The sequence below is a fragment of the Mesorhizobium sp. B263B2A genome (assembly GCF_020165775.1).
Lineage (GTDB): Bacteria > Pseudomonadota > Alphaproteobacteria > Rhizobiales > Rhizobiaceae > Mesorhizobium > Mesorhizobium opportunistum.
The window spans coordinates 1-12134 of record NZ_JAIUIU010000052.1 but is presented as its reverse complement, the minus strand read 5'-3'; the positions used below and the strand labels follow the sequence as shown (position 1 = coordinate 12134).

6 protein-coding genes and 4 pseudogenes are annotated in these 12134 nt (G+C 56.8%); 2 read left to right on the top strand and 8 right to left on the bottom strand.

What is annotated here, in order from left to right:
- Positions 1-461 precede the first annotated feature (461 nt).
- The 3 genes from LB568_RS33165 to LB568_RS33155 form a co-directional block, all read right to left on the bottom strand.
- On the bottom strand, positions 462-746 hold the full coding sequence (locus tag LB568_RS33165; RefSeq protein WP_084016206.1) for an acyl carrier protein: 285 nt from the start codon (positions 744-746) through the stop codon (positions 462-464).
- A 21-nt stretch (positions 747-767) separates the two neighbouring features.
- The gene (locus LB568_RS33160; protein WP_084016208.1) at positions 768-6185 is read right to left on the bottom strand and encodes a type I polyketide synthase; all 5418 of its coding nucleotides are present in this window, start codon (positions 6183-6185) and stop codon (positions 768-770) included.
- A 424-nt stretch (positions 6186-6609) separates the two neighbouring features.
- A complete protein-coding gene (locus LB568_RS33155; protein WP_084016210.1) occupies positions 6610-7317 on the bottom strand; it encodes a 4'-phosphopantetheinyl transferase family protein in 708 nt (235 codons plus the stop codon).
- A gap of 399 nt (positions 7318-7716) precedes the next feature.
- On the opposite strand from LB568_RS33155, the pseudogene LB568_RS33150 reads away from it, so the two are divergent.
- Positions 7717-7931 (top strand): annotated as a pseudogene (locus tag LB568_RS33150) (biotin/lipoyl-containing protein); the annotation flags it as partial.
- Positions 7932-8450: 519 nt separating this feature from the next.
- Here LB568_RS33150 and LB568_RS33625 read toward each other — a convergent pair.
- Positions 8451-8588, bottom strand: coding sequence for a hypothetical protein (locus tag LB568_RS33625; RefSeq protein ID WP_245322136.1), 138 nt, complete (start codon positions 8586-8588; stop codon positions 8451-8453).
- Between the two features lie 322 nt (positions 8589-8910).
- On the opposite strand from LB568_RS33625, the pseudogene LB568_RS33140 reads away from it, so the two are divergent.
- Positions 8911-9181 (top strand): annotated as a pseudogene (locus LB568_RS33140) (DDE-type integrase/transposase/recombinase); the annotation flags it as partial.
- A 106-nt stretch (positions 9182-9287) separates the two neighbouring features.
- Here LB568_RS33140 and LB568_RS33135 read toward each other — a convergent pair.
- The 4 genes and pseudogenes from LB568_RS33135 to tnpB all read right to left on the bottom strand — a co-directional run bounded on the left by LB568_RS33135 (position 9288) and on the right by tnpB (position 12022).
- The gene (locus tag LB568_RS33135) at positions 9288-9473 is read right to left on the bottom strand and encodes a hypothetical protein (RefSeq protein ID WP_140700809.1); all 186 of its coding nucleotides are present in this window, start codon (positions 9471-9473) and stop codon (positions 9288-9290) included.
- Between the two features lie 13 nt (positions 9474-9486).
- Positions 9487-10665: a M24 family metallopeptidase gene (locus LB568_RS33130; protein WP_084016212.1), complete on the bottom strand. Its 1179-nt coding sequence runs from the start codon at positions 10663-10665 to the stop codon at positions 9487-9489.
- Between the two features lie 509 nt (positions 10666-11174).
- Positions 11175-11735 (bottom strand): annotated as a pseudogene (locus tag LB568_RS33125) (IS66 family transposase zinc-finger binding domain-containing protein); the annotation flags it as partial.
- Positions 11736-11801: 66 nt separating this feature from the next.
- A pseudogene (tnpB, locus tag LB568_RS33900) lies at positions 11802-12022 on the bottom strand (IS66 family insertion sequence element accessory protein TnpB).
- Between the last annotated feature and the right edge of the window lie 112 nt (positions 12023-12134).

The following is a 12134-nucleotide window of genomic DNA, read 5'->3' as shown; positions in this document are numbered from 1 at the left end:
GGTTTCTGATATGACGGGAAACTCGAAAGTAGCTGAACTAAACAGCGAGCCGGACGGCGGCGCCGGCGGCGCCACGCTGGGTGGCAAGGCAGGTTCCAAACCCAGAATTCCAAGGCAGCTCTCGATTTGCGACGTCATTCTGGCCTCCAGGGTCGTGCAGATACATTTGATGTGCATGGTGTATGCGCATTCATCAAATATCGACTGTCGCCGCCGACCACCTGGGTGCCAAATGTCCATGTGCGGTAGCAATTTCGCAGATCCAGTGGTTACAGCCTGACAGAAGAGTCCGATTTTGGCATTCCCTTTGGGAAGTGTGCGTCGAGTCTGGCGCATGCGGACGGAAGATGGTCCGCTCCCAGTCTCGCCGAAGCCAGAAACAGAGCTGTGTGTTCAGCTGCGTCTCCGCTCTAGACCAAATGTTCTCCTGGGACATTCAGTCTAGCAAGTTCGAGGTGTCCTTATTTCGACGGATGGTTACGGATGCATATTCGCTCGTACAGGTCGCCGAACGTCGCCGCCTCAATTATCTCATCCAATTGCGGCGACCTCCAATTGTTGCTTTTATCCAAATTAGCTTGGAGCTCTGCGGCGATAAGGCTGTCTCCCCCAACATCAAAAAAGTTATCGTCCAAGCATATTTCGTTATCTCCGATAATATTTTTAACTTCATCAAGAAAAATTTTCCTCGGATCATCGTTGCTAAACATGTTTAGTTTTCCTGGTTCGACTACTTTTTCTGCCATAACCCTTTTCTCCTCTTATTACTACTCGTCTGGCGTCGTGAACTCTTCTCCCCTTTGCTGTTCTCGCTCCCCGGACTGCCGCGGAACCGTCCGCCTCGCAAGCTGATCGTCCGGCCAGCATCGGTGACCGTCGAATGAGTACGTTGGAAGGGAAATGCGACGGCGAGTACCGAACGGTTCCAATTGATCACTGGCCCGTTTCCAATCCACCGCAACACCCGCGGCCCAGAGTGCCCCAAGGCATTCCAGAAGGACATGGCGGTCAGTGGATTGTTCATCGTTCTCGTCGCGCGCGGCTGGGACGATCGATGGAATTCGGGTCTTCCGGTCCTCTGAGTTGATTGCTCCCTGTGCCAGACGCGCCAGATTTCGTGAGGGCCCGATGTCAACGAGTGCAGCTACACCAGCCGCGACAACGGGCTTGAGAGCACGATCAAATCGGAGAGGCTCGATCGCTTGCCTGCTCAAGTAGGTGTCCTGCAAGGGTATTTTCGCTTCATGCAGAGCTCCTGAGTTGAGAGCAATGGCCACATTCGGCAGGCCCTTTTCGAGTGTACGGACCCGCGCGTCGATGGCGTCAGTCGCTCCTTTCATCAGCGGCGAATGGCTGGGGACGCCAGCTGTAATAAGGAGGTTGTTGGTGATCTGTCGATGTTCGAGACTTTCCTGAAGCCTTTCCAGAAGTTCCCGCTTGCCGGTGAACACGACGTCGGTATTTGAGTTCACGATACCGACGCCGATCTCGCCAGCTTCTGCTCGATCACGCCAAGCGTCCTCCGTGAGGATACGCTCAGCCTCGCTCGGGCCGCATCCGGCCGCAAGCATAGCACCATCGATACCAATATTTGCCACCGCACGGCTCCGAGCGATCGTCAGCTCAACAGCATCTTCCACTTTTAGAATGCCCGCTAGGGTAGCCACAACGTATTCGCTCATGCTGTGTCCGACGAGATAAGCGGGCTGAACTCCGAACAGTTCTAGCGAACGCGCCATGGCGAATTGCACGGAGAAAATCATGACACTGATTTCTTCGAAGGAAGCCGTCCGGTATTTGTCGTCTTCCCCAAACATGACCGTCTCCAGGTCACGATCCAGGAGCCGGCGACAAGCGGCCGCACAAGTCAGGAAAGCATTGCGGAAGTCCGGCACGTGATCGAACAGATCCTTGAACATCCGCGGGTGCTGCACTCCGCAGCCCGGCAGCATGAAGCCAATAGACGGCGAGGAAAAGGTCCGATCAGCTGTACGATCCCCTTCTTCTTCCAACCTCGCGATGGCCGTGCCCAAGTTGCGCGCCACCACAACGGTTCGATGCGCGAAGTGGCATCTCGCCACGCGTAGTGTATGAGCGACGTCACCAAGATCGATGTCGCGGTTGCGCCGCAAGAACGCAGCTAGATTCAGGCAGGCCCGGCTTAGCGCTGACGGGGTCTTTGCAGATAGGCAAAGGGCGTGAGATCCCCGTGCAATCGATCCGGGCCAAGCCCTTGCATTGTCGCTGTCCCATTCCTGCAGCACGATATGGCAGTTGGTTCCTCCCATACCGAGTCCAGTAACTCCGGCAGTTCGTGAACGTCCCGGCGGACGGGGCCAAGGTCTAAGCTGCTCATTGATGAAGAAAGGCGTGTCTTCCAGTCCCAGATCTTCATTCAGCCGATTGATTTTGATTGTCGCTGGGATTACTCCGTGCTGAAGCGTGAGAGCTGTCTTGATAAAGCTCGCGACCCCTGAGGCGATGTTGGCATGGCCGATATTCGGTTTAATTGACCCGAGCGCACAGGCGTTCGCCTGCCCCGCGAAGACATCTGCCAGTGCGCGGACCTCGATTGGGTCGCCGACCTTGGTGCCGGTCCCATGAGTTTCGATATATTCCACATCTTCAGGGCCAAGTGCCGCGGAGGCAAGTGCTTGGCGCACAACTTCGGCCTGGCCTCGTGCGCTAGGCGCCGAGAAGGATGATTTGGCGCGGCCGTCGTTGTTAATGGCACATCCTTTTACCACCGCGTGGATCGAGTCGTTCGCCTCAAGCGCGTCTTCAAGGCGCTTGAGAACGACAACCCCTACCCCATCTCCGAGCACCGTGCCACTTGCATCGGCATCAAAGGCCCGGCACACACCGTCCGAAGAATTAATGAAGTCCTTGACAAACTGATACCCCGCTTGAGGGAAGGTGATACTCGAGCCCCCTGCCAACGCCATGTCGCAATAGCCGGCCGCGAGCGACTGAGCGGCGACCGCGATCGCCACTAACCCAGTTGAGCATGAGGTTTGCACCGCAATGCTTGGGCCGTTAAGGTTCAGCATGTAGGACACGCGCGCGGCAAGGTAGTCCTTCTCGTTGCCGAGCTCCGTCAGGAAAGCGAGTGGCGCGTTGGTGGGATCGCTGAGGCTGCCCTTCAAATGGTGCAGTAGATAGAGTGGGGAAGAAGACCCTGCGAACACTCCGGTCCGGCCTTCATGCTGGGTTGGCGCATATCCGGCCGACTCAAGTGCCTTCCAGCAGCATTCGAGAAACAGCCGATGCTGCGGGTCCATTAACGTTGCCTCACGCCTCGAGAGGCTCCAGAAATCCGGATCGAAAAGGTCCACATCGTTGAGATGGGCGCCCACGCGCACATAATCCGGGCGATTCAGGACAGCTTCCGCAATGCCTCGGGCCTTGAGCTCCTGCCTGGAGAGCGAGGTGATCGAGCATACCCCCTGGCAGAGGTTCTCCCACAGCGCGTCTACCGTCTCCGCGCCAGGAAAACGCGCGGCCATACCAATCACCGCAATGTCCATACTGGGGCTGCTTCGACGGTCCAGCGCCTTCACATGCGCCCTACGCGCCAAGACTGGCGGTGTTTTGGGGAGCTTGCCGATTTGGGGACGTCCCTGCTCGCCAATGCGTTTGCGGAGAAGAGCCGCGAGTTCGTTAAAGGTCGGATTGAGGAAGACCTCCACTACCCGGAGTTGCACCTTCAGACTCTCACGAATCTGCGTGCAGAGGCGGGCAGCCAGAAGGGAGTGTCCGCCGCAGTCGAAAAAATTGTCGCCCAGATCGGCAGCTTCGGCCTGGAGAAGGTCTCGCCAGGCTGCGCGAAGTGCTGATTCGACCTCGTCGGTACCGGTCACCAGAGCGCACGACTCTTGCGCGAGCCCGCGAAGGCGCGACCGATCAAGTTTTCCGTTAGCCGCAATGGGCAATTCCCGTACCGCCACGAAATGCGCAGGTATCGCATAGTGCGGTAACTCGGACTTTAAATGCGCTCGCAAAGGAGCCTCCCAGCCTCTGCAACCATCGTGCAGCACCACATAGGCGACCAGTCGGTCCGGCTGGCCTGTCGTCGAATCGAGCTCAGGCAATACGGCGGCGGAGCGGACCCCGGCGTAGCGAAGCAAGGCAGCTTCTACAGACCCGGGCACGAGGCTGTAACCTCGGATCTTCACCATGAAAGCGCAGCGCCCGATAATTTCCAAGTGGCCACTTGGCAGCATACGACCAAGATCGCCAGTGCGGAACATCGTGCCATCTGCGCGAAACGGGTCGGGAAAGAACCTTTCGCGTGTCATCTCTGGGCTGCCGAGATATCCATGAGCCAAGACATCGCCGCCGACGAAGACCTCGCCCAAGAAGCCCATTGGGACGGGATCGCGTTGCTCCCCCAGGATATAGACACTGACATTGTACTGAGGCCTACCCACCGGCGCGACCTTTTGTATTATCGCAGGATCGACCTCGCTCAAGTCAATATGCGAAACATCACATGCCTCCGCTGCGCCGTAGTAATTGATGATTCTGATGTGCGGCAGCGCGTCCCTGACCCGCGCAAGCAACGCTGCTGTTAGTACCTCGCCTGATAGGTAGATCAATCTGAGATCGGGAAGGCGGGAGGGGAGGTCAAGGAAGCCGCTGCTGATAATCACGTCCAGCAGTGATGGGGTTAGCAATATTCTGGAAATTCGATTTCGCTCCAGGTACTCGACCAGCTGATGCGGATCGTAGATAACGTCATCGGGGACCAGATAGGCTGGAATCCCGGCGAGGATCGGCCGCATTATGTCCCCGAAGAGATTGACCGCCTCACGCTCACCAAGCGTGTATGGCAGCGCATGATAGCGCCACTGGTTGGCGCATACACTGCTTCGGTGGGGGCAGACAATCCCTTTTGGTTCACCAGTCGTGCCAGACGAAAATGAGATCTGGGCCGGCGCATCGATATTCACCGGTTGCGGATTGGCCGGGCTGGCCTTGCCAAGTTGTGCTTCCCAACCCTCGTCGAGCGACAGCGCAATACCGGACCAGTCAGGCGGAAGCTTGGCTGCGAAATGGTCGCTGGTGACGACGATTTCAACACATGCTTTCGCAAGTATTCGCTTTACCGCAGCGGCGGGCAATGCTTTGTCAAGCACGACGTAGGCCGCCCCTGTTTTTAGAATACCGAACAAAGCGACGGCGTATTCAGGTGAAGTATCCATCAGGATACCCACGCTGGAACCTCGGCTCTGACCATGTCCAAGAAGGTGCCTGGATAGAATGTCGGTTAGGTCGTCGAGTTCACGATATGTGATGGTCGTAGCCTCTGAAACGATGGCAGGACTGTCGGGGGTGAGAGCTGCTTGTTTGCGGAATCGCTCATGCAGCGTTAGATTAGTATAAGGGAAGACCTCGCCGTGTTGGATAGAAACCGGAAGTTGTCCCTTCACCTCGCTAACCTCGCGCAGGAGGCTGGACACCACCTGCTCCGTCATGGCATGGGTGAAAAAGTGATCGCCATCAAACATAATCCGGGCGAAGCGCGACGTCGTAAGCCGACGCCATCCGTCTAGGTCATTGGCATTGATTTCGTCCTCAACTCCGCCCATTGCGGTGATTGCCGCCTTGAGAGGCTTTGGCAGGTTTCGGTCGTAAGTCTCCGCAAGTTCGAAGTCGGCCCGCAGGGGCGGCAAAATGAAGTCCAATAGCAGTTTCTCGTTTGCCAGCGCCTTCTTGGGGACCATACCAAGGGTACGAATCACATCGGTTAGCTTATCATCGGTGTATGTATACATCGGCGGCTCTTGCGGGGGCAGATCCGCTGACGGGTGAGCAGACACGACCACATGGAAGGGAGATGGCCGACCGGCCTCCTCAAGGGAGCGGGCAATCTCGTAGGCCACGAGGGCACCTGCGCTATGACCGAAGAAAACGAAGGGGCTATCGCTGTATTCCTGGAGCGCCTCGATGACCATGGGTGCCAGTACGTCCATGCTGCGAATGGCGGCCTCCGCTGATCGTTTGCCGCGCCCGGGAAGATCCAAGCAAATAAGCTCAATGTCGTCAGGGAGATAGTCTGGCCAATTACGGAACGACTGGACGCTACCCCCCCCATGGGGGAAGCAAATTAGCCGATACGACGGCGCAAGTGAACTCTTTACAACACTAAGCAGTGTTTTTGACTTACCAGGAAGTTGTTCCATCTCTCAAGCCACTCCACCTAGATTCCGCCTGAAAACGCCTCTTTCTTAGCGGACATTTCTTTTTTATGAGGACTTCCAATTCGGTCTTTATAGCACTAGAAGCTGCCACTTCGACCTAAGCTTACGGCAGCCAAAGTAGCACGGTTATCTAATGTAGAATGTTAAGATGTATCAAACTTCAGTTCAGGCATCTGTTAAAAAGTGTTAAATATCATTTTGCACAACGATTTAATTTCTAATTTGATAAATTTACGCGAACGGCGCCATTGCAGTAACGCTGTCGACCCTTATTGCGCCCCTGCATTGCGTACTCGTGCAGCGTCCGAGCGCAATTCGGACACAAGCCTTTTTGGCTGTCCCTGACCTCAGACCTTGCTGTGAAGGTACCATTGTCCGCGACCTTCGATCATGAAGGTTCAGTAATTTATTTGGTATCCGGCTGTCCAAGTTGGTCAACCAATTGAGATGGCAGGGTGCGCATGATGATCTGCTGGGGACAAGGCGATGCTATATGCCCTATTAACTGCCCGCGGATTGGGAGCGCATTGAGATAATAATGCAGGCCACCAAATTCCACAACCTGCTCATCCCAGCCCGTGTGAAGCGTTAGCGGGTCCTGCTGGAGACCAAGACCTACGCATTTCAGTATAGCCTCTTTCCTGGTCCACAGCTCCAGGAACTCTCTCGCAGACTGTTTGCGCGTAACGTCTTCAAACCTCCTGACTTCTTGGTCAGTCATAATGTGGCGGGCCAATTGTCGGCAATTTGCCAAGGGGCGCCAACGCTCAATATCTATCCCAATCAGGCCCACGGCTGAAACGGCGACGGCGGACCAATCCTGGCTGTGAGACTGGCTCACTTCGATATCGCGCGCCGGCAATCGAGGCTTGCCGAACCGCGAAACGGTCATCTGGAGATCTTGCTCCGGAATATGCAAGTGCGCAGCAAGGATGGTTCGAAAAGCAAATTTTGCTTGAATGTATGAAAGCCGCAGATCTGAGTGGCGGATTCTTTCGGCCCGCTCCCGCTCAGTTGGGCTTAGCACTTCACGCATGTATGGCGTTGGGATTGTCAGCTGTGAATGCCGGAAAACCCAAACATCGATCGTACCAAACTGCCTCTGCGAATGCATTCGTCACAGCCTTTGGCTCGCTCCACCACATGCCCTTGCCTGATCAGCGCGAGGGTGAAGTCGTTATTGCTTCCCCCATTTACACGTCCACAGTGCGGTAATGGGGCGGGTCGTTACTGACTTGGGAAAGCTTCTACACTGCCATTGCGTCTCTGGGGTTAAACATTTAAGAAACAACTTAAAGATTTATAAGACCTCTTTGAGCTTCTTTTCATCAGTCGTATACTATATCTTTTGCTGCACCGAACTAGCACCACTAATGTTAACGCGATGTGATTGGCGGCCCGCCATTAGCGCCGTTCCGAAAATAGTTGAGTGATTTCAGCCGGTTGTGATTCCGTCGGATTTGCGAGCTTCGATGGAGATCACGATGGCCTGGACTGAAACCACCCGTGCGCATCGCGGCGCAAGGCTGAGCCGGGCAACGAGGCGCATGTCGGAGCACCGATGCGGGCGTCGTCTCGGCGCTCGCCGTTGCCGCCGGCCAGGCGGTCAAGGCCGGCGACGTGCTTTTGTCCATCGAGGCGATGAAGATGGAGACGGCATTGCATGCCGAGCGCGACGGCACAATCGCCGAAGTGCTGGTCAAGGCCGGCGATCAGATCGATGCCAAGGGTGTCCACAGCCTAAGAAGCACCTCAGCTATTCACTTAGAGGCGCTGAAGCTTTCCCGACGTCGGGCCGACGACCATCTCGTCTCCCGATGAGTAGGCAAACTGGAGTGCGGCAATACCGCGCTCGGCCATCTCCTCAAGATCACGCAGGCTCAGATTGCAGGCGAGAGATAGCAGCGCACCAGAGCAGGACCGCGGACTTGTCGAACTGACAGCCTTTGAACATTGCAACACTCCGAAAACGAAGGTTCCTTGCCACAGCACTGTAATCAAAAGTTGCAGCAGATCAATTTAGGCTCGTGCGCCTGCGCTCGACCCGGAAAAGGAGGCAGAGAATGCGACAGGGTTCATCTCGTTTCCGCCAACCGATGTGCCCGTCAAGGCCGGCGCGCTGACCGGTCATCTGGTCGAAGCCTGCTAAACGGCGAAGGTCATCTCCTCTAGAGGGAAGGTCCCAAACGGATCATGCTGCCGTCGCTGAAGCGTGATTGGCGGAATCTGTGGAGGTTGTGCCCTGTCTCATTTCCTTGGACCAGGTCGGCCCACCAACCCGCCCATGCCGGGTCCGATACCGAAGCCGTGGCTACTCATCCCGGTCGCGATAACCAGACCTAGGATCGCAGCGGCGCGATCGACGATAGGCACGACATCCGGCATTGCATCGATCATGCCCGCCCAACTCGCCTTGAGCGGCACTGTCTTGAACTGCAGGAAAAGCCCGTAATCCCGCGGTCGATGGGCGGAGTGCAGAGGCTTCGGGAGCGGGATTCCCATCTCCAACAGTGATACCGAGATATTCCGGCGCGCCAGAACAGCGCCGTAGTCACGCCGACAATGCCGCCGCCGATGACCACGACTTCCGAAGTCTTCGGCGGAGTCGCTTGAAACTGTACGGGGTGGCTTCGGTGAAGGGGAATATTGTCAAAGAATACTGTCCTTTTGGTACGCTACGGCGGTATCCGGCCTACAGACTTGTCTCGCCTGCGACACCACAAATCGCTTGCAGGATCGCGCCCGGTGCCTGCTGAAGCCGATCCGCATCTGCCGGAGCCATAGTTGAACAATTGGATCAATCAGGACCATCGGCGCATAAAGCACCGTGTCCGAACGATGTGCGGCTTCAATCCTCAGTAAGCGTCGGCATTATCCTGTCCGGCATTGAAATGTTTCACATGATGAGCAAGTGACAGGCCAGGGACGCCTTCAATCCGAATCCGTCGCTGGCCGGACAGTTCGCCATTCTCGCCGCCCGACCAGAAGCGCAAACAATCCTCCCTGCGTCCCAACTCAACCGTTGCAAAACCGATCCTAATCGGTTCGCAATTTGAGATACTCGATCCTGACGTAGCTGCCGCGTCAATCGCCCAGCCGCGCCTCGTCGAGCGTCGCATCGATCGGCGCTTCGCCGGCGACGCGTGCGGCCGCATGGGAGCGGATCGCGGCGACAAGCGCGCATTGCGTTGCCGCACCACGTGCAACTGCTGGAATCCCGCCGAAGAGGACGGGATCGACGCCGGTTTGCAGGAAGAGCTTGCCCCCCACAGTAATCCGCATTCTATTTGACGAAAAGCTCGCGCGCTGTCTTCGTTAAAGGGTCAAACCCACGATCCTTAACAGCAAAACTTTGGGTGATCGTGATTCCAACGTTGTCTAGCCACAGGCCAGGCATCATGTGGAAAACCATACCTGGCTGAAGAACTGTTTCATCTCCCTTGCGGATACTAGCCGTACGTTCTCCCGATGCGGGCGGAAATGCGATGCCAGTCGGATATCCAATTCGGGACTCCTTTTCAATCCCATGGCGAGCAAGCACTTGACTGAATGCGCTGAACACTTCTGAACAGGTCCGCCCAGGACGCACACTTTCGAGGCCGACGTTTAGGGCTTCTACAGCAATCTTCGACAGATTTTGGAATGCAGTTGAGGGTTTGCCGACTACGATTGTACGAGAGAGTTGAACTTGGTAGCGGTGCCGGCACCCCGAAAGTTCAAGATTAACAACAGAGGAATTCGGCACCGGTTCGTCGGTCCAAGCTGCATGTGGAGCGATTGAACGCTCGCCTATGCAAAGATCGGGAGGGCAAGCAGGGTAGTCACCTCCAAACTCAGCCGTACCCGACACTTGCTGGTGATAAATAGCTGCCGCGATATCGCATTCACGAACTCCAGCTTCCACCGTATCGATCACACATTGCATCGCCACATCTGCAAGCTGACCAGCTTGACGCATGATTGCGATTTCAGTCGGGCTCTTTATCAGCCGGAGCCATCCAACGAGTAGGTCAGCATCAACGAATTCCGCAAGTGGCAAAGCCCGGGTAAGATCCTGGTGAGCACGGGCGGAATAATAGTATCCTCCCATCTCGACGCCAACGCGCGCCTTCTCGCCCCCGACTTCCCTTACAATATCGGCCATAAAGGTGTAGGCCGATAGGAAGGGCGAATGAACATGCGTTTCGGGGTAAGCTCTGATGTTTTGATCGGCAAGATAGGTAGTCATTAATGCCGAAACGCGATCCATCAACCGGCCCACCCAAATAGGCTCGTCGTGATCGAGTGACACGATCACCATTTGCGGAGTATAGAACGAGTAAGCGTTATAGCCGGTAAGATAGTTTTGGTTAGGCGGCTCTGACAGAAGAAGGATCTCGATCCCTCTCGTCGTCATTTCTTTCTTTACCGCTGTTAGACGTGACTGAAACTCGGCAATCTCAAAATGCAGTTCTTTTAGCACGTTTTTCTCCTTCTAATTCAAATCAAAGCGACCGTCTTGGGTGGCATCATCATTTCCAGCGGTGTGCGTGGCACATCTGGAGGGAGAAGGGCGGAGCCCACCCCCCCCCGCGTTATGTTGACACGATCGGAGACCATTGGTCGGGCCTGCGATCCCTCGTCGTAGCTCGAACCGCCCCAGGTGTTGGGAGGGCTGGGTGCCGGTCGCCATTACCAGTGGAATGCGGCCAGGCTATAGGCTGACTTGTGGCAGCACAATTCGGATCTGGCAACAATGTATCGGCCGGTACCTCTTGCCACAGTGGGGATGTACCGCGTTGATCGAAGACCTTCACGTAGGTCCCACCATCGCGAGCTATCTCGATCATGAACACAGCTGAAACCGTACCGCTTCGCCGGACCATAGGAAATACGGTCGCTGCCGTCGACCTGCAGGACGCCGCGATAGCCATCCAGATGGCGGGCGACGCATTCGCCGGCACGGCTGTCCTCAAAGCGGTCGGCGACGGGGCTGATCGTCTCGCAGTCGCGGCAGGTGAACTTCTCCCGCACGTGCTGGATCACCTTCCATTGCCGCGGCACCACCTCCAGCGTCTCGGTGATATCCTCACCCAGCTTGCGTAGCCGATGACCGCCGCAGCAATGGCAAGCGGTCGGCGCCGGCTCGACCACGCGTTCGCGCGGCAGATGCTCGGGAAATGGCTGACGCGCCGGTCGTTTGCGCACATAAGGCACCACCTCGGTGGTCCTGGCCGCGGCCTGTTCGGCGGCGATCTCGTCTTCCGTCGCGGTGCTCTCGAGCTCCTCGAAGGTGAGCTCCATCTGGTCGTGCAGGCGGGCTGAGCGTTCAGAACTCTGACCATGCAGCGCCCGCTGCAGCTTGCGGATCGTCAGATGCTGATGTGCGATCAGCGCCGCATCATCCGATGCCTTAGCCCTGGCGACCGCCAGTTCGGCCTCGACCAGCGCAGCGCGCGCGGCCTCGTCTTCGGCTCTGGCCAGCGCTGCGGTCAGCGCCGCTCTGAGCGCGCCGATATCGTCCGGAACAGCATCCTGGGCGGTGGCAACCATGCCCTGGAGTGAATCATAAAACGCGCCCGCTGACTCGCGGAAAATGGCGCAAACTCAAAGAAAAACTCAGCCCGCGCGCTGCGGGCGGAACGTGTGGCGCGGGTTGCGCCAATCGATCCCGTCGAGCATGTAGGCGAGCTGCGCCGGTGATATGGAAACCGTGCCGTCCGCCGGCGACGGCCATAGAAACCGGCCCTTCTCGAGCCGTTTGCATACAGCGACATGCCAAGCCCATCATGCCAGATAATCTTGATCAGATTGCCGCTGCGGCCGCGGAAGACATAAATATCGCCGGCCTAGGGTTAGGTGGCGCGCCACCTAACCGTTCTTATGCATCGGGTGAGATTTTGTGGCGGAGCCGTCCTGGCGCCAGCCGAGGTCTGCCAAATCTGGAATCCT